Source organism: Larkinella bovis, assembly GCF_042655385.1.
Taxonomy (GTDB): Bacteria; Bacteroidota; Bacteroidia; order Cytophagales; family Spirosomataceae; genus Larkinella; species Larkinella bovis.
The window spans coordinates 607,536-632,692 of the sequence record NZ_JBHSMA010000001.1; the positions used below are offsets into that span (position 1 = coordinate 607,536).

21 protein-coding genes and 2 tRNA genes are annotated in these 25,157 nt (G+C 51.4%); 9 read left to right on the forward strand and 14 right to left on the reverse strand.

The genetic code is table 11. From position 1 onward, the window contains the following. Positions 1 to 26: 26 nt before the first annotated feature. From ACFPMF_RS02585 to ACFPMF_RS02595, 3 genes are all read right to left on the reverse strand, one after another. A complete protein-coding gene (locus ACFPMF_RS02585) occupies positions 27 to 3,611 on the reverse strand; it encodes a patatin-like phospholipase family protein (RefSeq protein WP_379840869.1) in 3,585 nt (1,194 codons plus the stop codon). Between the two features lie 56 nt (positions 3,612 to 3,667). After that, positions 3,668 to 5,083 (reverse strand): membrane dipeptidase, encoded by a 1,416-nt coding sequence (locus ACFPMF_RS02590; RefSeq protein ID WP_379840870.1) that lies wholly within the window; start codon positions 5,081 to 5,083, stop codon positions 3,668 to 3,670. Positions 5,084 to 5,436: 353 nt separating this feature from the next. Further along, entirely contained in the window at positions 5,437 to 5,703 is a 267-nt protein-coding gene (locus tag ACFPMF_RS02595) for a hypothetical protein (protein ID WP_379840871.1), read from the reverse strand. Positions 5,704 to 6,154: 451 nt separating this feature from the next. On the opposite strand from ACFPMF_RS02595, the gene ACFPMF_RS02600 reads away from it, so the two are divergent. Beyond that, a complete protein-coding gene (locus tag ACFPMF_RS02600; RefSeq protein ID WP_379840872.1) occupies positions 6,155 to 7,261 on the forward strand; it encodes an acyltransferase family protein in 1,107 nt (368 codons plus the stop codon). Between the two features lie 26 nt (positions 7,262 to 7,287). Here ACFPMF_RS02600 and ACFPMF_RS02605 read toward each other — a convergent pair whose 3' ends face one another. Beyond that, positions 7,288 to 7,518 (reverse strand): hypothetical protein, encoded by a 231-nt coding sequence (locus tag ACFPMF_RS02605; protein ID WP_379840873.1) that lies wholly within the window; start codon positions 7,516 to 7,518, stop codon positions 7,288 to 7,290. Positions 7,519 to 7,943: 425 nt separating this feature from the next. Here ACFPMF_RS02605 and ACFPMF_RS02610 point away from each other — a divergent pair, with 425 nt between their 5' ends. Further along, on the forward strand, positions 7,944 to 8,393 hold the full coding sequence (locus ACFPMF_RS02610; RefSeq protein WP_379840874.1) for an Hsp20/alpha crystallin family protein: 450 nt from the start codon (positions 7,944 to 7,946) through the stop codon (positions 8,391 to 8,393). Positions 8,394 to 8,490: 97 nt separating this feature from the next. Then, complete coding sequence (locus ACFPMF_RS02615; RefSeq protein WP_379840875.1) at positions 8,491 to 8,835, forward strand: hypothetical protein; 345 nt, start codon at positions 8,491 to 8,493, stop codon at positions 8,833 to 8,835. Between the two features lie 183 nt (positions 8,836 to 9,018). Here the strand turns inward: ACFPMF_RS02615 and ACFPMF_RS02620 are convergent. The 7 genes from ACFPMF_RS02620 to ACFPMF_RS02650 all read right to left on the reverse strand — a co-directional run bounded on the left by ACFPMF_RS02620 (position 9,019) and on the right by ACFPMF_RS02650 (position 14,797). Then, a tRNA-Ser gene (locus ACFPMF_RS02620) sits at positions 9,019 to 9,106 on the reverse strand. A gap of 61 nt (positions 9,107 to 9,167) precedes the next feature. Continuing rightward, on the reverse strand, positions 9,168 to 10,235 hold the full coding sequence (locus ACFPMF_RS02625) for an asparaginase (RefSeq protein WP_379840876.1): 1,068 nt from the start codon (positions 10,233 to 10,235) through the stop codon (positions 9,168 to 9,170). A gap of 2 nt (positions 10,236 to 10,237) precedes the next feature. Next, positions 10,238 to 11,017 (reverse strand): TatD family hydrolase, encoded by a 780-nt coding sequence (locus ACFPMF_RS02630; protein WP_379840877.1) that lies wholly within the window; start codon positions 11,015 to 11,017, stop codon positions 10,238 to 10,240. Next, a complete protein-coding gene (locus ACFPMF_RS02635; protein ID WP_379840878.1) occupies positions 11,014 to 12,006 on the reverse strand; it encodes a glycosyltransferase in 993 nt (330 codons plus the stop codon). The genes ACFPMF_RS02630 and ACFPMF_RS02635 overlap by 4 nt, the downstream gene beginning before the upstream one ends. Next, positions 12,003 to 12,638, reverse strand: a complete 636-nt coding sequence (locus ACFPMF_RS02640; protein ID WP_379840879.1) for a polysaccharide deacetylase family protein — start codon at positions 12,636 to 12,638, stop codon at positions 12,003 to 12,005. The genes ACFPMF_RS02635 and ACFPMF_RS02640 overlap by 4 nt, the downstream gene beginning before the upstream one ends. 32 nt (positions 12,639 to 12,670) lie before the next feature. Then, positions 12,671 to 13,729, reverse strand: a complete 1,059-nt coding sequence (locus ACFPMF_RS02645) for a glycosyltransferase (protein WP_379840880.1) — start codon at positions 13,727 to 13,729, stop codon at positions 12,671 to 12,673. 81 nt (positions 13,730 to 13,810) lie between these two features. Beyond that, positions 13,811 to 14,797, reverse strand: coding sequence for a lysylphosphatidylglycerol synthase transmembrane domain-containing protein (locus tag ACFPMF_RS02650; protein ID WP_379840881.1), 987 nt, complete (start codon positions 14,795 to 14,797; stop codon positions 13,811 to 13,813). Between the two features lie 29 nt (positions 14,798 to 14,826). On the opposite strand from ACFPMF_RS02650, the gene ruvC reads away from it, so the two are divergent. Both ruvC and ACFPMF_RS02660 read left to right on the forward strand, forming a co-directional pair. Further along, positions 14,827 to 15,426 (forward strand): crossover junction endodeoxyribonuclease RuvC, encoded by a 600-nt coding sequence (gene ruvC / locus ACFPMF_RS02655; RefSeq protein WP_379840882.1) that lies wholly within the window; start codon positions 14,827 to 14,829, stop codon positions 15,424 to 15,426. 212 nt (positions 15,427 to 15,638) lie between these two features. Beyond that, complete coding sequence (locus ACFPMF_RS02660) at positions 15,639 to 15,839, forward strand: hypothetical protein (protein ID WP_379840883.1); 201 nt, start codon at positions 15,639 to 15,641, stop codon at positions 15,837 to 15,839. 63 nt (positions 15,840 to 15,902) lie between these two features. On the opposite strand, the gene ACFPMF_RS02665 is transcribed toward ACFPMF_RS02660, so the two are convergent. Beyond that, positions 15,903 to 17,966: a thioredoxin domain-containing protein gene (locus ACFPMF_RS02665; RefSeq protein ID WP_379840884.1), complete on the reverse strand. Its 2,064-nt coding sequence runs from the start codon at positions 17,964 to 17,966 to the stop codon at positions 15,903 to 15,905. A 158-nt stretch (positions 17,967 to 18,124) separates the two neighbouring features. Between ACFPMF_RS02665 and ACFPMF_RS02670 the strand changes: the two genes are divergently transcribed. The 4 genes from ACFPMF_RS02670 to ACFPMF_RS02685 all read left to right on the forward strand — a co-directional run bounded on the left by ACFPMF_RS02670 (position 18,125) and on the right by ACFPMF_RS02685 (position 21,190). Then, positions 18,125 to 18,910, forward strand: coding sequence for a glycerophosphodiester phosphodiesterase (locus tag ACFPMF_RS02670; RefSeq protein ID WP_379840885.1), 786 nt, complete (start codon positions 18,125 to 18,127; stop codon positions 18,908 to 18,910). After that, positions 18,910 to 19,710 carry a glycoside hydrolase family 16 protein gene (locus tag ACFPMF_RS02675; RefSeq protein WP_379840886.1) on the forward strand — a complete coding sequence of 267 codons (801 nt, stop codon included), beginning with the start codon at positions 18,910 to 18,912 and terminating at the stop codon, positions 19,708 to 19,710. The genes ACFPMF_RS02670 and ACFPMF_RS02675 overlap by 1 nt, the downstream gene beginning before the upstream one ends. 63 nt (positions 19,711 to 19,773) lie before the next feature. Next, positions 19,774 to 21,093: an MFS transporter gene (locus tag ACFPMF_RS02680; protein WP_379840887.1), complete on the forward strand. Its 1,320-nt coding sequence runs from the start codon at positions 19,774 to 19,776 to the stop codon at positions 21,091 to 21,093. A 22-nt stretch (positions 21,094 to 21,115) separates the two neighbouring features. Next, positions 21,116 to 21,190 (forward strand) — tRNA-Val (locus ACFPMF_RS02685). A 51-nt stretch (positions 21,191 to 21,241) separates the two neighbouring features. Here the strand turns inward: ACFPMF_RS02685 and ACFPMF_RS02690 are convergent. Together ACFPMF_RS02690 and ACFPMF_RS02695 are read right to left on the reverse strand one after the other, a co-directional pair. Then, on the reverse strand, positions 21,242 to 22,324 hold the full coding sequence (locus tag ACFPMF_RS02690) for an alginate O-acetyltransferase AlgX-related protein (protein WP_379840888.1): 1,083 nt from the start codon (positions 22,322 to 22,324) through the stop codon (positions 21,242 to 21,244). Between the two features lie 10 nt (positions 22,325 to 22,334). Beyond that, complete coding sequence (locus ACFPMF_RS02695) at positions 22,335 to 25,061, reverse strand: hypothetical protein (protein WP_379840889.1); 2,727 nt, start codon at positions 25,059 to 25,061, stop codon at positions 22,335 to 22,337. Between the last annotated feature and the right edge of the window lie 96 nt (positions 25,062 to 25,157).

The following is a 25,157-nucleotide window of genomic DNA, read 5'->3' on the forward strand; positions in this document are numbered from 1 at the left end:
GCGCAATCCGTTTTACAGGCCGGTTTTTAACGTTTAGCCGGCTGGTAGTTCGTTTCTTTCTGGTGAAGGGCAAAGATTTTTTTGTTCAGGGCCGTAATGCATTTGGTCCATCCCTCGGTATTCCGGACGAAAAAGTCTTGTAAGGATAGGTTCAGGTCCGATTTCAGATCCGCATTGATGTTTTCTATACTGTGCGCACCCAATGCACGGTAACTTTCAAACTGGCTTTCACTGAAAAACTGATCGCTGGTTGATTCGTGCGGAAAAGCCTTTTTCGCCGAAGCATAGTTGAAAATATCCCGGGGTTCATTGCCGTAAAAAGCCGGTTTGATGTATAATAATATGCCGTCGCAGGCCGAGAAATAGTTGGCCCGTTCATTAAACGGGGCATTTTCCGCAATAGGAGCGGGGTTCTGGCAGGGCTGAGCCGCATCCGACCGGTGGGTCGTAACTTCGGAATAACGGATGCGGCCAATGGCCAGGTATTTGCCGGGCGAGGTGGATTCGGATAGGCGGGACCGGATGTTGAACCCAAGCGGGAAATCGATCGTAATTCCGTGGTCGATCCGAACTTTGCGGATGGCATTTCCCAGGTCTTCCAGGGTGCAGGTTTCGTCACAGCTGGCATCACTGACGAGGATGACCCGGTTTCGGCGGAGGACCATTTCGTATAGGCCCAGATTTTCAAAATGGCCACCGTCCGATAAATAAACGTACTCGCTTATGTCATCGGTTTTTCCGATCATTTCCAGTAGAATGGGCCGGATGGCCAGACCCGGAGACGATTTATTGAACGTTTTGTCGCCGGCGGGTCCCGGATTTCCGAGCCACCAGCCCAGTCGGACATTGAATAGCGTCATCAGAAAACCGATTACGGGTGAGGAATGATAACCCTGGTTGGGACTGGCGGCCGCCCCGGAAATTGTCAGGGCAGTTCCCAGCGTGATGCCCCGCTTGCCGCCATAATACCGGGGATCGTCGTCCGGATAGGGAAAGCCCCCGGTATCGTTAAGATAAGTTCGCCGGTATCCCAAAAACAGGGCACCCGCGTGCAGGGGCGAAACGGTAAAGGACTCGGCTTTCCGCTCCTGCCAGGCCAGATTGCGTCCGGCAACCAGATTCAGTGCAATATTGATGATGTGAAAAGGCGGTTTTTGTTTGACCTGTTTCCTTGGCCCCTGGATGGGTTTATTTTTAAAGAGCAAGCGCCCCATATGAATGTTATCCGTCGGATCGAACCCGGTAAAGGGGTCGGACTGCCGTTCGCCGGGTGGGCGGGAGGCTCCCAGATAGGCCCGGATCAGGCGCATGCGGTACAAGGCGTGGAGGGAAAAATCATTGGTATTGACCAGGCCGCCAACGAGTAAGCCCAGAACAAACAAGCCGGTTATCACCAGCAGAGTAAGCCAGGGATTAACCGCTGCGAATCGGGCGGTAGTGAGTTTTGACAGATGCAGATGATCCAGATCGAACCAGGAATACAGGGTCCGAATCAAAACCAGATCGAGCATGGACAAGGCCACAAAGAGGGCAATGACCGCCATGATGGCGACTACCGGCAGGGTCAGAAAAGGCAACAGGCGGCTGAGACTCCGGTTTTCGTTACTTCCTTTGCGGGCAGCAGTACCCGCTCCGTCGCTTGCCGTTTTTGAACTTTGACCGAGCAGGGCCGTTAAAACCCAGGAACCAATCCCCAGGCCCGCGGTTAGGGAGGCACCCAGGGATTCGACGACAACTCCGGTGAGGATCGGACTAAACAGGATCAAACTGCAAACGGCCAGCCAGCCAACGGAGGTGATCAACAACCAGGCGCTGTAGCGGGCGCTCCATTCACGCTCGGCATCATCCGTGAAAACGCTGACCAACCCTTCGAAAAAATAGCCCGCGAGTAAGATGGATAGGAGAAAACCGGGAACCGCCAGGCAGGTATAAAGTGCAATGCGGTAGGTCGACCAGTCGTAATCGATCAGTTGCAAAAACAGGGCCGTAAGTTCCAGGAGAAAGCCTGCGACCATCCCCGTCAGAATAACCGCCAGAAATTCCCAGACCACAAGCGGAAGCAATCCAATGATTATTTGGGGATTTTTGAAAACACTAATCATAAAAACCGGCAGGGAGAATGGAGTCGGGGGCTTTTTTTTCAGACCTCTACTGTCCGGGCTTACGTTGGCCGGCCGAAACCACAGCGACAAAAGCCAGCCCGCGAGGTGCACGGCCGTGGTGCCCAGAATAATCCAGACGGTCCCGTATGATTTGATCCGCAATCCGGAATCCTGGTTGAGTTGCAGCGAATCCCGGATTTTCTGATAAAAGGCGGGTAACTGATTCGATCGCTCAAACCAGTGCCAGGCCAGCGCCATGCAAAAACCGGCCAAAATAACCGGCAAGAGACATTTGACTAAGAAAGCACCCTGGTTCCGTTTTGAAGCGGGGGCTCGCTCCCTTGCGGGCCGATTCCGGGCCTGAGGCCGGTTTGAGTGAATAAAAAACGCTCCAATTGTTGTAAAAATGGCCGAAAGCGCGAGCGCAAACGTAACGCTATGCGGATATACATCCATATCCAGCTCAATCAGGTTCAGAAAAAACCAGGGGAGTCCGGCAAAGGCGGCCAGGAGGGGAACAATAACCAGCCAGACCAGCAGCAGGTTTCGAAGGTAGATAGCGGCCAGGGTCCAGGAGTCAGCCGAAAACAGACCCAAAACCGGACTCAGGTAATTACTGTACTGGCGTAAGTGACGAACCGGAACAGCCTCCGGTTCGAGGGGCGTGTTGAACGGATCCTTGAGTTTTCGGATCACTTCCGGAAATCCTTCGTGGTGAATCCAGGCACTTAACCAGCCCCCCAGATACCCTCCTCCGGAAACCGTTGAGAGGTACGTGAATTTGTCCAGCAGGTCGATTTTGACTAAACCCTGGATGATGCCCAGGGCAAACGTGGCACTCCGGATGCCACCGCCAGAAAGACAGAGAGCCGTCTGGTTCCGGCTATACATTTGATTGAAAATAGCTTCCAGACGCTGGTCATCTACCCGAACCAGGTAGCCAACGAAGGTATCTTCTAAAAGCAAGCGGTTCAGGAACTGCTCCTCGGGCCGGGTTGCCTCCGGGGCCTTGGCCATTTTGAGGAAGGACCTCAACACGCTGGTGGTTTGCACGTCTTCGGCTTTTTTCTGTTCAAAAGGACGTTTTTGCCGGTAATATTGAAGCATTCCCCGCGTGTAGGGGCGCAAGGGCATTTCCTCGTGGTGCATCCAGGCTTCCTCTTTGACCAGGTTTCCCCCTAATTTTTGCTGAAGAACCCGCTCAATCAGTTTCGTCAATTCGGACGCTTCGAGCGTTCCGGCGGTGGGGTGCTCGGCTACCAGCCACCGGGCCAGTTCTTTGTAGCGAAGCTCGTTGGGGGTTGGAATTGTCGTTGCATTTTCGGGGCGCAGCCAGGGCTTAATACCGGCCATTAATTCATCCGTATTTCGGAGTTGAATCGTGGCGATAAATTGCTCGTTGGCCTTTCGGTCGGGTTTAACGTGGTATAAATAGGCATACTCTTCTTCCAGAATTTCAGGAAGCCGAAGGGATTTCTTAATGGTTTGTTTCGTATCAGTATGCGTCATGCAGTACAAAAGAAATACGGTGATTACTTTTTATAATTTATGGCGATTACCTGGTGTTATCGGTAGTATTTCTTGAAAAAATCGATGGCATTGGAGCCCATAAAACGGGTCACGATTTCTTCTTCATGAATGCGGTTTTCGCTGTTCCGGAGGGGAGGATTATTGCGCATGTAATTGTGGGCGTGCATGAGTAAATAAGCATCCAGATCCGTCATTTCCCGGTGGGTCCAGTAGCCATTGATTGGATTCACAAGGCCGTCGTAATCGGTCCCTAAACATACGTTTCCCCACGCAAACAGATTTTGCTGATCGAGCAGTTCGGCAATGTGTTTAATCTGCTGCCAAACCAGTTCCGCCCAGGAAAACAGAATTTCCCGGCGATTGAGATGACCACGCGCGTGCCGTAAAACGCTTTCGCTGCCAATCCGTCGCTCGTCGAGCTGAATCCCGAACAGGCCGCCGGAACGGGCTACCCGCAGGATTTCGTCGTCCGAAAAGTTGATGGGATGGTCGTGAAATCGGTTTCGGTCGAGGTCATTCCCGCGCACACAACCGTGGCTGACGATAATCGGTATGTCTTGCGTGCTGAATTCGGTATCCAGAATGTCAAAATAGCGTTTCCGGGAGGCCACGCTCATGTGCTTGATGTCAATCAGAATCCGGGGGCCGGTGGTTGTCTCCAGCAACGCCCGGACGGCCTTCTCACCCAATGGCGTGAAACCCGCATCCAGGCCTTCCTGCTGATCCAGCAACTGTTGCAGAATGCCCGTAAGGCTTTCGGCATGCCCGCAGAGCTCATTGTAAAAATGGTGCGCAAACGTCATGAAGAGCGGACGGTGTTCCCAGCTTTTCAGGGCGGCTATATTCCTGAGGACGGTTTCCTCAACGGCTCCCTGTTCGATCCCGCACCCCAGAACGTGGGCACCTTCGATGGAAAGCATGAGGGCAATCGTCAGCGGGTCGCTCTCTTTCGACTTCAGAACAAGTGATTCAATATCCGCGTAATTCTTCGTCAGTACATACCGAACCGGTTGCCCGCCGGACAACTTAATGACCGTACCGTTTATCTGCTTCAGAAACTCGTACTGTTCATTCAGTTCTACACAATAGGCCTCGGAAGAGGTAATGGCCTGTACCCTGTCGATGTATTTTTTGCCAAAACCGGTTACAAAATCGATCGGCAAGTCGGCAACGATGCTTTTCCCAAGCCGATTCCGGCAAAAACCGCGTTCGAGTGGATACAGAGCGTTAACCAGCACCCGAACGTTGCCACGGCTTGACGCCGTCAAATCAGTTTGGCGAAACCGGGTAAGCGTCAACGCGAAATTGACCAATTTGTCGATTAAGGTTGGGGGATCATGGTGCCAAAGGCTGGTTTTATCGTTCCGACTGGCACTTTGTTTGATGGCCGGAAGGCTGCGTCCGAACGGTTTTGAATGCGGATGGCAATGAATATCCACGAATGTTTCCATGATGATAAAGAGAAGGTTTAGGACGAAGAAAGATGTGTGACCGATAAAAGTTAACCCGGTTTTAAGCTACTTTATTCCATCGGCACCTGCCGAACGGATAGCCTTGAATCGGATCCGCAATGGATTCAATAAGAGCGGGTTAAAACGAAGGAGTGGAGACTGGTACTGGAAAACAACCTACAAAACTTTTGGACTGGAGGAGCAATTTTTTTAGGTAACGGTATGGGGAAAGGCATTCTGGCGTTAAACGGATTGAATCCCTGAAATAAACAGGTGAGGCAGCACGATTAAAATGGAATGAAGGGATTCAAATGAAAAAAAGGAGCGCTGCAAGCGCTCCTTTTTTTCCTGGGTTAGTGACCTCCACCATAGGAAGGCTTATCGAGTTGCGGTTTGCCATCCCGGTTTCGATTGGGATGGGTTTCGCGAACGTTTGCACCGGGTGCATCTTCGTCGCCGTCCAGGTATTTGTCTTCAATCTCCGTCGGCGCAATGTCCTGGATCTCTTCGTCGGGGAGCTGGCTGCCGGGGCCGCTGGTTCCGCCAGCCGACTGATTTGCCAGGCCAGCCGGACCGATTGCCAGTTTGGCTTCTATTTCCTCTTTGCTCTTCTCAGCCATAGGGGTCAGATTTTTCAGGTGGAAAAATGAATAGACTTCTTTTTTAACCGGTGAACCGCCAGACTGTTTTTTTCGGTTCCACTTTCTTTCTAAGTCGCCCTCAAAAGTAGCTCTGGCGGTAGTTAGCAAGCCTTGGGAAGCTGGGAAAGGGACCATACCATACTCTAACTTTTGGTAAAATCAATGCGGTTTGGCCTATTAAATGTAACATCCCCTGCGTAGGTTAGTAGATCGTCGGAAAATAGGAAAGAAAGCGGAGTCAAACGCAAGCGGAGAGGTCGAAAATCCTAAGCATTTTAATCCAATATTAATCCTTCACGCTGGATTAGTGGAATAGGGCCTAATGAATTGCTAGCTGGAGGTTTTTAAAACGGAGTATACGGCTGTTGCTGTCGTGTCGATAGCGGGTAATGGCCTTGATGGTTTAGGATTGTTGTTGTATTGCCGAATTATGAAGAAAAGGTTTCATATACTGGATGGGTTTCGGGGTTTATTTGCCTTGCTTGTCGCGATTTATCATTTTGCTCCCGGACCTGGCTATATTGGTCACACCCTATTTATTTCTCATGCCTCTTATTTTACCGACTTTTTTTTTGTATTAAGTGGATTTGTTATTTACTATAATTACAATGAATTAAAGTTTACGGGCATCAAAGTGTTTTTAGTAAAGCGGTTTTTACGCTTATACCCGCTTCATATTTTTATGTTGCTCGTCTTTCTGCTCGTCGAACTCGGTAAGATGGTCCTGTATGACCTGATTCCGTTTGAAAATCCGCCTTTTGACCGGAATGATTTAATGGCATTTATAAGCCATCTGTTTTTAGTTCAGTCGTACGGAATGCCAACTTACTGGGGGTGCTGGAATGCACCGAGCTGGTCCATCAGTGCTGAGTTTTTTAGTTATTTCGTTTTTTGCTTCACGATTATTTTTGTCCGGAAACTGGCTTATTATTCCAAAATAAGCTTTTATCTTATTTTCTCCGGCCTGGCACTTTGGGCCTTATTTTCGATACAGGGAAATCTGAATATTAAAACCGAGCAGTTCGGGTTTCTACGATGTGCCTATAGTTTCTTTCTGGGGTGTATGGCCTGTGTTCTGCACGACCGTATCAGGCAAACGCCAAACCGGGTTGTTTTCTCAGTACTTGAGGGTCTGTTTTTGGCAACATCCGTGCTGGCGATTATGTATGTTCCGGCCAGTATGACGTATTTAATACCGATTGTATTTCTTGCTACGATTAGTGTGTTTTCGTTTGAGAGCGGCTACGTATCTTCCCTTTTAAATAGTGAAGTGTTTCGAACATTGGGAACACTTTCTTACTCCATTTATATGACGCATTATTTGCTCATGTTTGTGTTCAAGATTGGCTTAATCAATATTCTAAAAGTGCAGAACGGTCTGGTTTACGACCTCATGCTGATTCCTTATATCGTTTTCATTTTGGCGCTATCCGATTTTACGTACCATCATGTAGAGATTAAGGGAAAAGAGTGGTTGGCAAAGCTTTTCCAAAAGCAATCGGTTGCCAGTATAAATCAGCAATTAAGCCACAAATAGATAGATGCTAATGGCCCGCGTCTTTGTTAAATTTCCTCCGTTAATTTGTGAACTTCCCTCAGGGCCATTTCCATCAGGTTCTGGCCGTGTTTTTCAATAAGTTCCTGTTGTTCCTGCATGATCGCGTTGTAATCAGTGTTTGTCAGCAGCGAAAGCAGACGCACCTGATTAGACAGTATAACCTGTTGAGACGCTGCGGTTTGACAAACCAGTGGAAGAATGGTTTTCAGGAGGGCGTTGGTCAAATGGGACTGCATAAGGGTTTCGGAATTAAATGGTTAGATTTTGTGATGACCAGGCTTCCGTATGGGTGGCGCAGGCCAGGTGGGGCAATTCCGGAGGATTGGCTTTCCGGGTATTCCATCGGAATTGTTGTTTAGCGGGCTTTGGGCTTAAAATACAGAAAAAAGGCCGTTCGGTTGGCAAAGAAAACGCATCATTCAGTCCGTCTTTCCACGAGTATCGCCCACTTGAAAAAGGAGATTATGCCATTTCTGCAACAGAAACTGAAAATTTGTCAGTTTGTTGGGCTCTGGGCAGGCCGAAAAACTGACAGAATTCGGACGATTTACTACCCGGATTTCGTTTGGCATATCATTTGTAAATGCGGTTTTTAAAGGCTAAAACCTGCAGGTTTATCCTTTTGTTACTATTTGTTTAACTTTAAAAAGCTAGGTTAATCATGTCACTCATCAAAAGAAACGGGGCGATGTCCTCTGCTTTTCCGGCGTTGTTCGATGACTTCTTTAGCCGGGACCTTTTTAACTGGAACAACCGTAATTTTTCCACCACGCAAACGAGTCTTCCGTCGGTCAACATCAAAGAGACGGCCGATGCGTTTGAGGTTGAAATGGCCGCTCCCGGAATGGAGAAACAGGATTTCCGGGTGGAACTGAATGGGAATCAGCTCACGATTTCCTCCAGCAAGGAAAATCAGGAGGAAAAACAGGAAGGGGGCTATACGCACCGGGAATTCAGCTATCAATCTTTCCAGCGTAGCTTTACGCTGCCCAAGGATGTGGTCGATGAAGACCGGATTGAGGCTAAATACGAAAATGGCCTCCTGCTCCTGACGATTCCTAAACGGGAAGAAGCCAAACAAAAAGCGCCCCGTCGTATCGAAATAGGGTAAAACCCAAACCGCATAACCCAGCCTGTTCTCCCCAAGGAGGACAGGCTTTTTAAGTTAGGTTAACGTATTTTGGATAAATCGGGGAATGTTCACAGCAATGGAACGAACGTATGAAGTGCTGCTCACCATGCGGGTACACGGCGAGTGGCGGGAATTGGGCCGGTTTTACCTGGGGGAGGATCCGGAGCAGGCGAATGCTACCTTCAGGCGTTTGAAGGGGCAACCCGGGAACAACGGCTGGATTCGAATGGAATTACGGGAAGCCCGAAACCAGCGCGGGCCGTATCTCGGCCGGATCAATTGTACGCTGGATGAACTGGCCGAAAATTGCAGGATGATTACGAAAGAAGCGTTCAAACGATTCAATCTGGAACATGAGCCGGTGAGCGGTGGAGCACGAGTAGGCGAATTTCTGCACCTGGCTGGCTTTGGACCGTTTTAAAACCCTATGGCCGGACTTTCCTGTGATGGTTCAAAATTGAAATGCCCGACGCTGGTACCGTCGGGCATTTTTGTGGGCTAAAAAGAGAAACCCGCCCGGGCGGGTCAGGGTAATTTAGTTGAGACCTAATCACCCAAAAGTAAAATAACCCACTCATTTTGAGTGGGTTATTGGAAAATATCGCAGAGAGGAAGGGATTCGAACCCTCGATACGCTTGAGACGTATACACACTTTCCAGGCGTGCTCCTTCAACCACTCGGACACCTCTCTGGGTGGAAACGGGATGCAAAGATGACGGTTATTCGTGACATATACAATCGGTTTTCGGATTTCACGCACTCATTTCACCACAAATAGGCTCCGTCAGCCGTTTTTTTAATCGTTCCGGATCGGATTCGTTGGCGAGCAGAAACATGAGTTTGGTGATGGCGGCTTCGACGGTCATGTCGCTGCCGCTCAGTACGCCAATCGCATCCAGTTGTTTGCTGGTTTGGTACCGGCCCTGCGTTACCCGCCCGCCATCACACTGGGAGACGTTGAGAATCACCAGTCCGCGGCCAATGGCGCTTTCCAGGGCGTTCAGAAACCAGGTTTCCGTGGGCGCATTGCCCGCGCCGTAACTTTCGAGAACCAACCCCCGCAGCCCCGGAATACCCAGAATGGCGCGGACAATCGGCGGGCTGATGCCCGGAAACAACGGCATAACGATCACCTGCGTCGCCATGTCCTCGTGTACGATCAGCGGGGATTCCGGAACATACGCCCGAATAAAAGGCGTATTGTATTCAATATTGACCCCCGCCATCGCCAGATGCGGGTAATTTTCGGAATGAAAAGCATTAAAATGCACGCTTTCCTTTTTCTTGGCTCGGTTTCCGCGTAGTAACAATGAGTTAAAATAAATACATACTTCGGGAACAATTGGGTGCCCCTGTTCCTGGGCCGCGGCAATTTCCAGGGCCGTAATGAAATTCTCCCGGGCGTCGGAGCGGGCCACGCCAATGGGCAACTGGGCCCCCGTCAAAATAACCGGCTTGTTCAACCCTTCCAGCAGAAAGCTGAGGGCGGAAGCCGTGTAGGCCATCGTATCGGTTCCGTGCAAAATCACGAAGCTATCGTACGAACGGTAGTTGTCACGAATGATCCGGGCCAGGTTGATCCAGGTAGCCGGTTTCATGTTCGATGAATCCAGGATCTCGTTTAAAACCGCCACGGTGATTTCAAAATCCAGTCGGTGGATTTCGGGAACCCGATCCAGAACCTGCTCAAAATCAAACGGAACAAGCTGGTCATGCTGCCGGTCATATACCATGCCGAGCGTTCCCCCGGTGTAGATGACCAGAACCGATGAGCGGGCTTTTCCGGGCAAAACCGGGTTGATCGGAATGGTGCGATACATAGTCAACGGGCGAGAAGCTGCCGGGCGTTTTGGGTGGTTTGCCCGGTGATCTGCTCCAACGGGATTTGTTTTAAGTCAGCAACCCGTTGCGCAATGAGCTTGAGATAAGCGGGCTCGTTGCGTTTTCCCCGGAAGGGGACAGGAGCCAGGTACGGCGCGTCGGTTTCGAGCACCAGGTGTTCCAGACCAATCTGGGGAATGACGCTATCCAAACCGCCGTTTTTAAACGTCGAAACGCCACCAATTCCCAGTTTGAAACCGAGCTGGATTGCCCGGTGGGCTTCATCAAGCGTACCGACAAAGCAATGAAAAATACCGGTTAGATTCGGCAAAGCCAGTTTTTCAATCAGGTCGGCGGCTTCGGCGAAGGCATTCCGGCTGCCGTCTTTGGCGGACCGGCTATGAATGGAAATTGGTAAATTTCGCTGCGAAGCCCATTGCAGCTGAACCGTAAAGGCTTCGAACTGGCGGTCGATATGGGTCAGATCCCAGTAAAAGTCCAGCCCGATCTCGCCGATGAACGGAAATGGGTAGCGGTTTAGCCAGCTTTCAACGGTTGCCAGTTCGGTTTCAACGGTTTCGCCGACGTAGCACGGATGAAGTCCCATCATGGGCAGGCAAGAGGCTGGGTACCGGTCGGCCAGTGCCATCATGGCGTCGATGGTTTCAGCGGCACAGTTGGGCATCCAGATTTGCGAAATGCCGTGTTCTTCAGCGGTCGCCAGCATCGCCGGTTTGTCGTCAAACTGCGAATCGTAAATATGGGCGTGGGTGTCAATCATTTATACGTTCGGCCTTTCCAGACCACTTGAGTGGGTAACAGATAGTAAAGCAATGAAATCAAATAACCGATGTGGAGATACAATTCATAACCGATTAAATACGGTAATAGATCCCACCGCCGGAAACGATAAAATATCCAAAGGAGTTGCCCGGACTGGAGACCAAATTTCAGGGCCCAGATGCTGACCGCTGCGAACGGATACCAGTGGGCAAGGGTAAGCAGGAACGGGTAAAAAAGTAATTGACAGCTAAACAGAAAGACAAAGTAAACCGGTAATTGCAGCGCACCGACCAGCCAGCGTTTCCGTTGCTGTAACCAAATTTTCCAATTTGGAATTGGTTGGGTCGTCGCCAGAACCTCTGCATCGAAGCGGTGGCTGAAGTCAAAGTTACGACCGATAATTTCCGTAAATAGTTGATAATCTTCAACAATTGAAAAGGGGAGCTGTTCATACCCCCCAACGGCATCGTAGGCGGTTTTACGGACGGCCATGTTGTTGCCCATGGCCGTAACCGGAATTTTTAAATCGGCGCACTGTTTGATCAGGAACTGTCCGTAGAACCAGTCAATGGCCTGAAGTTTCTCAAAACCGGTTTGCCCCACGATCTGGGTACAGCCCGTCAGGATCCCCAGGGTTGCCGACTCGAAGGGTTTTACCATACCCGCCAGCCAGGTGGCCGGAACCTCACAGTCGGCATCGGTAAATAAAAGAATTCGCCCCTGGGCTTTTCGGGCTAGCTGGGCCAGGACATTCGATTTGCCGGCCTGTTTGCCAACCCGTTCCGTGATCGGAATCAGGTGGTAATGGGGTTTGTTTCGGATAAATTCGGCGACGATCGTGCCGGTCTGGTCCTCCGACTGATCGTTTCCAATCAGGACTTCGTAGCGGTTTGGCGGGTAAACCAGTTGTTCGATGGCCCGAAGACAGCGTAGAATGTTGGCTTCTTCGTTCCTGGCGGCTATCAGAATGCTGGCGTCGAGACTCACGAATGCAAGGGTGTTTGCGGCAGGCTTTCGAACCGGTAGCCCTTTTCCGAAAAATGCGCCAATGTTCTGGGGAGGGTATAACTCATTCGTGGCCAGGCTTTGATGCTATCGTGAAAAAGTACGATAGAACCCGGTTCTGTGTAATTGAGCGTTTTTTGCAGGATAACGTCCGGTTTGAGCGACTGCGAAAAATCACCCGTCAGCACATCCCACATAATGACGTCATGCGATTTCAGAATTTCGGTACCCTGGCTGCGTTTCATTCGTCCATAGGGGGGGCGGAAAAGGCGGGTCGGAATGCCTAATTGCTGTTGACACTGGCGGAAATTAGCCAGGTAGGATGCGTCGTCGGTTTTCCAGCCATTCAGATGATTAAAGGTGTGATTACCGATGGAATGCCCTTCCTGTTGGACGCGTTGAAAAATGCCGGGATGTTTTCTGACATTATCGCCAATGCAGAAAAAGGTAGCGCGGGCCTGAAATTGCTTTAGCGTATCGATGACAAACTCCGTTACCTCCGGGATCGGGCCGTCGTCGAATGTGAGGTAAATCACTTTTTCCGGCGTTGAAACCCGCCATTGGTATCGGGGAAATAACGTGCGCAGCAGAAAATTGGTCTTATGCAAAAACATAGAAACGCGTTGCTTGAGCGGTTTTCAATCGATTAACGCAGGCTTCGACCTTTCCATTGAAAGCCCTTTTGCTGCGCCACCAGGCCAAAAAATACGACGTACAGCGGATAAACCAGTTGGGTGGCCGGAATCCAGCCTATCAGGTGTTTCTTTTTCAGAAATGCGAGTATCGAGCCCAAAAATAACCACTCCGGCACAGCTTTCAAGGCCAACACCAGGATAAGTTGGGGAGCCGACCAGGTGAACCCCCAAAAACCGATGACCGCCAGCGGCAGGGCCAGATTGCTGGCGAAGATAAAAACCGCCAGCACCGAAGGACCGATACTTTGATAAGCCCGCCATTTGCTGGCCCATCGCTTCCGCTGATGAAAGAAGGCTTTCAGACTGGCCTGAGGGGGCGTCTGCACAATGGCATCCGGACTTTTTAGGAATCTAACACCGTTAGGATAACGGTTGGCAATTTTATGCATCAGTAATTCGTCATCCCCGGAAGCGACATGATCAATGCCGTCAAAACCGCCCACTTCCTCAAAAACCGCCTTTTCATAGGTGAGATTCGCGCCGTTACACATCGTTGGAAATCCCATTTTCATCGTGCTGGCCCCCGCGCCAATCAAACTGCTGCTTTCAACGGTTTGCAGCCTTCCAAATACCGAATCGACCGGGTCAAAGCTGATGGGACCACTGATCAACCGGGCACCGGTCTGGTGGTAAAAGGCCGCAATTGTTTCCAGCCACCGGGGACCAACGCGGCAGTCGCCGTCGGTGGTCACAATCAGGGTTCCCGTGGCGAGGGAAATACTCTGGCGGATCGCCCGTTTTTTGGGGGAGAAAGTGGGTTCGTTGCGCAGGGCCAGCGGATAGAGGGAGTAAGGGAGTTGCGAAACCAGTTCCTGTATGACTGTCAGGGTATTATCGGTCGAAGCGTCGTCGGCAACGATCACTTCAAAACAGTCGAAAGGATAGGTCTGCTGCCGGAGGTCATTTAGCAAATGCGGCAACGTTCGTTCCTCATTTCGCACCGGGATAATGACACTGATCCGTGGTTTTTTAGCGTCCGTGAAGGAGGCTGGGACGGAAAACCGTTTCATTCTCCACCAGACTAGGGTGAGCAGAAGGGTGAAGGCGGCATAAACTATTGCTATACTTACAATACTATAAAACATTAATTATCAGTTGTTTGATAGTTTTAGTTTCCAGACCCAGAACAGGCCGGCCAAAACCGGAGTCAGGATATTGAACAGCCAGAGCGAGAGTGTTGCGGACAGAATTTGCGGAGCAGGAACCTGCCATTGCCCAAACACCCAAAGCGAGGTGGCTTCCCGAACGCCCAGGTCACTCAGCAAATTAAAAGCCGGAATAATGGTTTTGCCAAGGTAGACGAGACCGATGCCGGTCAGGCTTTCCCGGAATGGTAACCGAATTCCGAAAAGCGCCAGGGCAATATAAAATTGCAGGGAAAAGGTCAGGTAACGAAGGGATGCTACCCCAAAGGCCCACCATAATTCGGTGGGGGTGTAATACGACGCGACCGACCAGTATTTTTCCCACCGACGCATCCAGCGAAACCGGGAATTCGCAAACCAATGGCGTTGCCAGCCGGCTACCAAACCAGCCAGCAGGGTCAGAACGAGCGCAAGAAACAACACCCACTGGGCCAGGGGTACCCCATTGGTTTCCCGCTGAATTTGCAAAAACAGGGCAATGGTGCCGAAAAAGATGGCCGCAAAAAACTGCATCCCTCCTGAAACGAGGGCCGCTCCGATGCCCTGCCAACGCTGGTCGGAGCGGAGGGAGAGCAACCGGCCAGCCGTATCACCGAGCTGGGCGGGTAGGGCAAACCCCATGGCCAAACCGGCTAAAACCCCCTGCGTGGATTCTTTCAGCGAAATGGGCTCAACGCGTCGGACCAGAATCTGCCATTTTAATGCTTCCAGGAGCCAGTTGACCGGAGTCAGCAGGAGTAGTAAAAAAGCGGGAACGCTGAACCAGTTTGCCGTTTGCCAATAGGTCCAGACCGAACGAAAGTCGTGTTGCTGGCGGTTTAAGGTATAAATGATATAGCTGATAATGAGGGCCAGCAGCCCAGCCTTTAACCAGAAAACGATTTTTTTGGTCCTGGAATACGTTCTTTGAGGGACGAACCCGTTACTTTGCATAAGTTCACAGCTAAATCACGAACGATTCCATGCCCATTTCCAACTCTGCTTCTGAACCTGTAACGTACGACAAAATTATTCTCGGAGTCGATCCCGGTACCCAGATTGCCGGGTATGGGGTGATCGGTGTCCGGAAAGATCAGATGCGGATGTTGCAATATGGCGTCATTCACCTGAGCAAATATAGTACCCACGAATTGAAATTGAAGAAACTCTTTGAGCGGATGCTCCAGCTCATCGAGGAACACCTGCCCGATGAAATGGCCATTGAGGACCCGTTTTTCGGAAAAAACGTACAGGCTATGTTGAAATTAGGCCGGGCGCAGGGGGTCGTAATGGCAGCGGCCCTGTCGCGGAGCATTCCCATTGTGGAGTATGCTCCCCGACGCGTGAAGCAGTCCGTAACGGGAAATGGAAATGCCGCCAAAGAACAGGTTGCCCAGATGGTGGGGCACTTGTTGCAGGCCGACCTCGACCCTGAATTTTTCGATGCGACCGATGCCCTCGCTATTGCCATCTGCCATCATTTTCATAAAGGGGCTATACCCGGGACCAAATCATCCGGTAAAAAAACAAAAAAGGGCGCCTGGTCGGCCTTCGTTGAAGAGAACCCCACCCGGCTTTCCTGATGCCTTCGGAACTGGTAATGGATTACCCGGCGGTTTTTGGATTATTGCCCTATTACGGACTAAAATCTGATGGTACGACCGGCGAATAAAACGGCTAAGTACGTAACCAAAAACAGGGGAAACTACGCATAAGGAATCCAGAATTATCGTCTACTTTTGAGCGTCAATTTATCGGTGCGGTTTTGGTCCGCATATGAATAAAATGAGAGGCTATGAAAAAGGTTTTAGGTCACCGGTTGTTATTAGTGGGCGTTTATCTGTTTATCGGCATTCTATTGTCAGCGGTAGGCCGTTCACAGGAAGGCACGAAGGCGATGAATAAACCCGGAAAGACTACCCTGAAACAGGAAATTATATCGGCATTCCGGAATCTGATGGCACAGGATGTCAGCAGACTGGTGTTTTCAAACTAAAAGGGCATAACCCGCCGTCCGTATGGGGGTTGCCACCGGTTGTGGTGACCAAGCAGTACAACGCTAGGGCTGTAAACTGGTAAACGCTTCCTCCACGGTCGTGACCGGTAATTGGCAGGCCCGGTTGTAACAGACGTAGATCGCCGTCTGTCCGCCGATGGTGGTCCGGTTTTCCAGCAGGGGTAAATCACTCCTGGTTTCCGTACCAGACAGCACTTTATTGGGGTAAAACCGCTCGTCAATCCTGCTGCGAAAAGTGAGTGCCTGGGGGCCGATAAGAGCGATTTCCGCCGTGGGCTGGACCCGCAGCGCGTATAAGGCCGCCCAATTCGTCAGGTATTCGGCATTTTGCTCAAGAAGCGGTTGCGCCCGCCCCATCATGGCATTGAGCAGATCCGTATAGGCGGGTTCTCCGTCGATCTGACGTTCCAGCAACAGACTTAAGGTATACAGGTTATGCGCCATCATCGAGTTGGAAGCCGGTATGACGTTGTCGAACACTTCTTTCTTGCGCGCAATCAGTGACTCACCGGCCAGATCGGTAAAGTAGAACAGATGATCTTCTTCATCCCAGAAATGATCGAGCGCATACCGCGTCAGCCGATCGGCTTCGCGTAGATACGATTCCTGAAAAGTGGCCTGATAAAGAGCCAGGTAGCCATCAATTACCGCAGCATAGTCTTCCAGATAAGCCGTGAGGGTTGCTTTTCCCGCCGAACCAGAAGCGCCGGTTTTGTAACTATGCCAGAGCTGGCCGGTTTCGGGATGGGTTAGTTTCTCCCGAAGAAAACGGGCGTTCCGTTCGGCCAGTTCCAGAAATGACGCTTCGCCGAAAACCCGGTAGGCGGTTACCAGTCCTTTCAGCATGAGCCCGTTCCAGGAACACAGGATTTTGTCATCCAAACCGGGACGAATCCGTTGGTCCCGAACCGCCATCAGTTTGCGATGCGCGGACCGGAGTTTATCGGTAAACTCCGGATCGGGGATGCCTAACCGGGTGGCAAAATCCTCATCGGTGACCACCCGGTGCAGAATATTGCGGCCTTCTCCCTCGTGTTCCTCCCAGTTGCCATCCGGCGAAATGTGGTACAAGGTACTGAACCAGTCGAAGTCATTCCCCAAAATTGTCTTTAATTCAGCCGTTGTCCAGGTGTAAAACTTGCCCTCCACGCCTTCACTGTCTGCGTCCAGGGCCGAATAAAAACCGCCTTCCGGGCTGGTTAATTCGCGTTCAATAAAGGCAATTGTTTGAAAAACCGTCTTCCGGTACAGCGGACTTTGGGTCAGACTGTAGGCTTCCGAATACAGCGTGAGCAACTGGCCATTGTCGTACAGCATTTTTTCAAAATGCGGAGCAAACCATTGATCATCGACTGAATACCGGGCAAAACCGCCCCCGATCTGGTCGTAAATTCCCCCGAGCGCCATAAAGTCCAGCGTTCGGCGAAGGTGATTCAGGGCTTCTTCAGTTTGCGTCACGTGGTAATACCGCAGCAAAAAACTATAAATGCTAGGCATCGGAAATTTAGGAGCCCGGCGGGGGCCACCTTTTACCGGATCGAAAGACTGGGCCAGTTTCTGATACATGGCTTTCAGCAAGTCCCGCGTAAAAACCGGCTCGGTGTCCGTGAGATAATACTGTTCCGAAACGCTCATACTGAGCTGTTTGGCAAATCCTTCTGCCGAGTCGGCCAGTTGATCCCGGTGTTCATCAAAAGCCGATCGAACGCTGGAAAGCAGGTTGATCCACTGACGGGCCGGAAGATAGGTTAGTCCGTAAAAGGGTTTGGCGTCGGGCATCAGAAAAACGTTCAGCGGCCAGCCGCCCTGGACACCCATTGCCTGGACGGCATCCATGTAAATGGCATCGACATCGGGGCGTTCTTCCCGGTCCACTTTGATACACACAAAATGCGCATTCATTACCTGAGCAACCTGCTCATTTTCAAATGATTCGCGCTCCATGACGTGGCACCAGTGGCAGGCCGAATAACCAATGCTGACCAAAATGGGTTTATTTTCCTGAGCCGCCTTTTGCAGCGCTTCGGCCCCCCACGGAAACCAGTCGACCGGATTGTGTGCGTGCTGCAATAAGTAGGGGCTGGTTTCCTGGGCGAGTCGGTTCATCGTTTTGGGGTCAAAGCAAAGCAAACTTACTGTCTAACCGGGAATAATGTTCAGAAGTTTGGCCTTCTGCGTATTTTTGATCGTTCTTTCAGGTTCTGACCGGGATTATGAGTAATTAGAAATACATAAAGCCTTTCTTATGAAGGTATATTCATTAAATGAAGCACTGGATCGGTTATTTCTCCGTCTTGGGGTTAGTGGTTATTGGCAGTTGCAAAAAAGATCCGGGTTCTTCGCCGGCCTATCTGACGAAAGTGGTGGCTCACCGGGGTGCCTGGAAAACCGCTGGTGTTCCTGAAAATTCGATCGCAGCCTTGCAGCAGGCTATCCGGCTCGGCTGTTACGCCAGTGAAACGGACGTACAAATGGCAGCAGACTCGGTGTTGTTTATTTCTCACGATTCTGTTTTTCAGGGCGTTAATGTCGAGTTGGCTTCCAGTGACCAGTTGTCAGCCTTAAAATTAAGCAACGGAGAACCGCTGCCCACGCTGCAGGCTTATTTGGCCGAGGTCATCAAACAGGCCCAAACCCGGATCGTGCTGGAAATCAAAGGTTCACGGATTAGCAAAACCCGCTCGCTGGCAGCGGCCGCCAAAACGGTCGAGCTGGTAGAATCGCTTCATATCGGTCCGCTTGTCGATTATTGCAGTTTTGATTACGATGTTTGCAAAAAAATTCGGGCGCTCGCCCCGGCCGCCCGGGTTGTCTACCTGAATGGTGATGAGTCACCGGATCAGCTGGCGCTGGATAAACTCACGGGACTGGATTATTATTATGGCGTTTTAACCCTAAAACCCGCCTGGATCGCAGAAGCCCGACAGAAAAAGCTGACCGTCGGCGTCTGGACGGTGAATAACGAACTGAGTATGAGATGGTTTCTGGATCAACGGGTTGATTTCATTACAACCGATGAGCCCGAATTGTTGTTGAACCTGCTGAAGTAATGATAGTACGAATCAAGTTGTTGCCACTAATTGGTATTCTCGGTGCCCTGTTCTGTGCCTGTAAGCATACGCCCGATCCCGAACCGGCCTATAAATTGGTCTGGTCGGACGAATTTGACTATACCGGTTTGCCCGATTCGACCCGCTGGACCTACGAAACCGGAACCCCCCGGAATCAGGAAGCCCAGCATTACGTGGCGAAACGACTCGCCAACAGCCGCGTCGAAAACGGACATCTGATTATTACGGCGCTGAAAGACAGTTTTCAGGTGAAGCCGATCAGTTCGGCCAGTGTGGTTACCAAGGGGCTGGCGGATTTTTTGTACGGAAAAATTGAGGTTCGGGCCAAAATGCCGGTGGGCAAAGGGGCCTGGCCGGCTATCTGGACCAAAGGAACCAATTTTGATCAGGTTGGCTGGCCGGCCTGCGGAGAAATCGACATCATGGAATGGTTGGGGTTGTTGCCCGAGTACGTTTTTGGAAGTTTACACAAAGCGGATGCCAGCGGAAAGGATGCGGCCTTAATCAGTATTTCGCCCGCCATGGCCGATCTGTCGGATACCTTCCATACGTATACCCTCGAATGGGACGAAACCCAGATCCGGATGTTCATTGATGAGTATAATTACGCCATTTACAAGGCCAGCGATATGACGCCCGCTGAATGGGAACAGTTCAAAAAACCGCATTATCTGCTGCTCAATCTGGCAATGGGCGGAACGAGTGGGGGCACCATCGACGAATCCAAATTTCCGTTTGTGTATACGATCGATTATGTGCGGTATTATAAAAAAGAATGAAGGATTGAAGGCTTGCCGGAACATCCTTATATTCACCCTGAAATTTCCGGAATCCTTCCTCCCATGAAAAATAACCGCCGTGTCATTAACGCCTGGTGCCTCTACGACTGGGCCAATTCCGTGCATTCGCTGGTCATTGTGTCCAGTATTTTTCCGGTTTACTTCAGCGCTACGGCCCTGAATGATGCGGGCGGTAACGTCATCGATTTTCTGGGCTTTTCGGTCAAGAACTCCGTTCTTTTTTCGTATGCCGTTTCGGCTTCCTTCCTGCTGATTGCCCTCCTGAGCCCATTTTCGTCGGCCCTGGCCGACTACAGCGGTCAGAAAAAGAATTTCATGAAGTTCTTCTGTTTTCTGGGCGCCATCAGTTGTTCACTCTTGTATTTCTTTACGCAGGAAACCACCACCTTTGCGGTTTTCTGCTTCATCCTGAGCCTGGTGGGGTGGGGAGGCAGCATTGTTTTCTACAACTCCTACCTGCCCGAAATTGTGACCGAAGACCAGATCGACCGGGTCAGTGCGCGCGGTTTTACGATGGGTTACATCGGCAGTGTCCTCCTGATGGTGTTCAACCTGACAATGATTTTGTTTCCGCAATGGTATGGTGGCCTGTCCAGCGCTATGGCTTCCCGCATTTCGTTTCTGACGGTCGGCATCTGGTGGATTGGGTTTGCCTTATTGTCCTTCCGGTTTTTGCCCCCGGCCAAACGGCCGGCCCGGGCCGAAAATTCGGATAGCTGGATTTTTAACGGTTTTCGGGAATTGCAGAAAGTCTTTGCGCAGGTGCAGCACCAGCAACTGCTGAAGAAATTTCTGCTGGCGTTTTTCGTCTACAACATGGCGGTGCAAACCGTCATGTATATCGCTACCATTTTTGGGAGCGACGAACTGAAATTGCCCGCCCAGAGTCTGATCATTACCATTTTGCTCATTCAGTTGATTGCGATTCCGGGCGCAATTCTGTTTGCAAGGCTGTCGGGGCGGTTTGGAAACATTTACGCTTTAATGATGGCCGTAACGGTTTGGGTTGGCATTTGCATCGGGGCGTATTACGTGCAGACCGAGAATCAGTTTTACGGGCTGGCCGTTCTGGTCGGGCTGGTCATGGGTGGTATTCAGGCGCTTTCACGGGCAACGTACTCCAAACTGATTCCGGATGGCACACACGATACGGCTTCCTTTTTCAGCTTTTACGACGTGACCGAGAAACTTTCCATCGTGATTGGAACCCTGATGTACGGTTTGATTGAACAGGTTACCGGCAGTATGCGGAACAGCGTTCTCGCGCTTTTGGTGCTGTTTATCATTGGCTTGCTGCTTTTATGGCGCATTCCTTCACAAAAAGTTTACCGGGTGCGTTTGGAAACCGAAGAAATCTCCTAATTTTGTGACCCTGAAACGACGCAGGATGTTAGCTCAGTTGGTTCAGAGCGCCGTCTTGACAGGGCGGAGGTCAGCGGTTCGAGCCCGCTACATCCTACAAACCGAAGCTTATCACAATCCGTGATAAGCTTTTTTGTTGGGACGGGTTTTACTCCGCCGAAACCGGCTGGCTGGCCGCCGGTTTCGGCGGGTCGGGAAGGGTTTCCAGCTTTTTCGCCACCTCCCGCATCCAGATCAGTCGCCCGTCGCAGTTCCAGTGTGCATCGCTGCTTTCGTACAGCGGGATTTTACTGGCCTTGTATGGCGTGTAAATGTCAATCGTGGGAACTGCCAGCCGCGGACTCTGCTGTACGCGTTCGATGAGGTGATTATAGGGTAACGGACCCATATCCGGGGCGTAAATGCTTGTTTTGTTGGGAATGATCGATACATACACCTGATCGAACCCGAGGTTACGATACCGGTTCGCGACGACGTTGATCGTGTCAATATAACGGTTTAACAGCGAATCGGGAAGCGGTTTGAAGGAGGAGTTGTGCAGGGAGGTGTCCGTATCGAAGTAATACAGTAAATGCTGTTTATCGGGTGATAACGAGGTTTTGGGGTTCACCCGATCGAACCAGTCCAGGGTCAGCCGTGCCTTCATCTCTTTGAACCAGAGCGCCCAATCGGAGAAAAAAAGAATGCTCTCCAGTCGTCCTTCCACGGCATCCCGCGAAAACAGGCTTTCCAGTTCGTGGGTCGCACTTTGCCAGGTCCAGGTTTTTTTCGGTTTCGGAACGGGCTGGGTGGTATCCGAAACCACCGTCAGTTCATGGATGTATTTTCCGAATTGATCGCGAAAATGCCGTTCAACGGTTTCGATCACCAGCACATTGGTTTTGGACGTGTCCAGTTGGATGCGGTCGTACGTATCCCATTTGGTCCGGTGAAAATATTCGACCGGCAGGTCCTGCAGCCCGAGTCGCTGCGGCTCCGTAAAACTATCCCCAATAAAATACAGATGAACCGGTTTCCGGGGGCCATCCGCCGGATAAGCGGGGGGGCAAGGCGTTTGCCGGGATTTAAACTGCGATAGGGTGGCTAGTCGGTACAAATCCCCAAACCGGTATTCGTCGTCAATAAGGCCTTCCCGAACGGCCGTATTCCGGACCTCCGACGAACAGCTGCCGATATACACCAGAATTGAAAAAAGTAAAACCACATACCGGACTAAAATACCAATTCTCATACGGATTCAATTAACGCAGCTTGACCGACCAGATCTGGACGGCTTTGTTGTCGGAACTGTAGATAAACAATTTATTCCGGGTGGGCGAAAATTGTAAGCCAACCGGATAACTGCCGGGAATCGGTCGGTCACCCACCGGTTTGCCGGCCAGATTGTACAGGGTGGTAAAATTACCGGATTTGACACTAATCAGATTCACGCCAGCCCCTAAAACATGGTAACGAATCAGGGTCTGTCCGGGTCGTAACCCCCGCACTTCGAATAACGGATTGCCCTTCCGATCCAGAATGGCGGCTTCCGTATCAGTTGTTCGCAACAGTAAATACCCATTCTGATTGGCTTCGGGTAATAAGCGGAACGACCCGCGACGGATGGGGCGATACAATTGGTTCCGGTCAACAAGCTGGCCGTCTGCCCCAATGTGCAACAGCTCGCCTTGCTTCGTAAGGGTCGTAAGGGTGGCAGGGTTGGTGGCTTCCAGCCAGGCCGGACCCGTCAGTTCGGTTTTCAGATCAAGCGGAAAACCGGGTGAAAAACCGCCGTTTTCGTTCCAGAGAAACACCTTTCCCTCTTTTTGTACCGATAAAACGCTTAGGGACTGGTTACGAACCGGCGCGTGAAAGGCGGAAACGCCCGACCCCTCCGGAAAATTGACCGCAAACTGGCGCACAAATTTCTTCTGAGCCCGGTCATAACCGAAGACACTGCCATTGCGGTGCAGAACCAACAGAACGGGGTTCCGGTTTTGGTCCCGGCGGGGAGCCACCAGGGTTCCGGGGTCAACCCCTTCCGGGAGCGGAATCGACTGCAGTTTGGCCAGGCCGTTCACCGGATCGGCAATGTAAAGGGTCTGGCTGGTCGTGAAGGCATACTGCAACCGGCCATTACTGAGGAAATCTACCGGCACCAGCGGGCTCAGGACCGGGCCACTGACGGTGCCTAACGAATGTTTTTCACCTTCCGGGGTAATCAGGAGAAATTGGCGGGTATTGTCGACGGCCCAGATAACGCCGGAACTACCCACAAAGTCCCCGAGTACCATCGGCTGGCTGACCAGGGGCGCATTGAGCGCAATTTTTCGCTGGAGAAAGGTCCGATTCAGGACGGCTTCGCTGGCGCGACGGGTCGTATGGCCCAGGATCAGGGACGAATAAATCCGTTCGCGACCGTAGGTGCTCTGGTAGATCAGGTTTTCGACATTATCGAGGGCGGTTTCGCCGTGGTTGAGCAGGTATTGCCACGCCTGGGGCCAGTTGGCCGTGAGGGATTCGCCCGCGCGTGAAAACCGGGTATAGGCCGTAAAATTGGCCGGCCGTAAGGTCTGATTCAACAAGTCGCGCTGCCGGAACGATTCAGACCAGACCGTCCGTTGGTCAATGGCTTGCAGGTATTCCTGTAAGACGCCCTGTCCATTGGCAACCACCAGATAATCCCCGACCTGGGTAATCCAGTTCTGTTCAAAACCGCGAAACAAACCACCAAACAAAAAAGCGGGTAGATTGGGGGCCTGAAGGGCCGAAATGCGGTATTTCAGAAACGGCTTGGAAGTGGACAAACGATCGGTACCCGACGCCAGCAAAGCCGCCAGTTGATACCGGTCCCACAACCGCTCGATGTTCGGCGAGTGAATAAGCAGCACCAGCCGGCGGTCGGCCGAGGGCGCATCCAGCCGGAGCAGCGCCAGCTCGTTTCCGAGGTATTTGTAAATGCCGTTTTCGTGGTTCTGAAGCAAGGGCCGCAGTTTTCGACGACCTTCGCGCGTATCCTCCTCCTCCTCGGAGTTGATGAACGCGGTGAGTGCCTTCCCGAACCGGGGGCCGTCGCTGAGGCTGAAATGAAAAAGCGTCGTTGTCTGGTCGGGAATCAGGTTGCCACAATTGATCCGAAAGGGCGTTTGCCGGTCAAACAGATTCGCAAGGGCGCCTTTGGACCCGATGTCGTCGGTCGATAGGCCGATCAGGTGGGAACGCGTGGGGGATTGCCGAAACCGGGTCAGTAACTCGGTCGGCAACAGAGCTTTAATGTATTTGGACTGATAGTCTGTAGTGGCTTCATTCGGCGATAAAATGGCCGAAAGGACCGAGCTGCGAACGTAGATACCGGCCAGCGTTCCCGGACGGACGAGCGAAACGTCGGCGCGTTGCAGGGGTGTTTCCGAAAAAGGCTGGTTCATGCGCCGAACCACGCTTTCCATCAGGATGGTCGACGAACTGCCCACCAGATAATCGTCCAGCACCAGAAAAGATCCCAGCGATTCGTTGCGCACCGTAAGCAATTCGTGAATCCGGGTGTCTTCGTACGGATGACTCAGGACGCGAAAGCGGTCGGCATTCGGGTTCAGAATCCGGTTGATGAAGGGCTGATCCTGAAGCGAGCTAATGGGAATGTAAAAAATAAAGTCAATCCGCTCCTTGGAAGTGGGGTGCAGTGAGTACCAAACCGGTTTCTCGTTCAGAAACTGGAGCGCACTGGCCGTATCGAGGGGTGCCCAGACCAATTTTTCAAGACTCCGGACGGCTTCCTGAAAGATGGGCGTCGTTCGCAGGGTCATTTCGTTCAGCTGCGCCTGTTTCGACACCGTATCCTGCAGCGACGAACTTTCCAGGACCAGCAACGCATCCGAGGGAATCAACATCCAGGCCGAGCGGGCGGGCGCTTTCCACCAGCGGTACGCAAAAAAACCGCCGAGAACCAACGCTAAAATACCGATGCCAATCCAGAGTTGCTTTTTGGTCATGTACTTGAAATCGAAGCCGTAATATCCGTAAAAATAAAATGCCGATGACGCAAACCGGACGGATTTTCGCAGATAAAATCTGGAAAGATCGGTCCA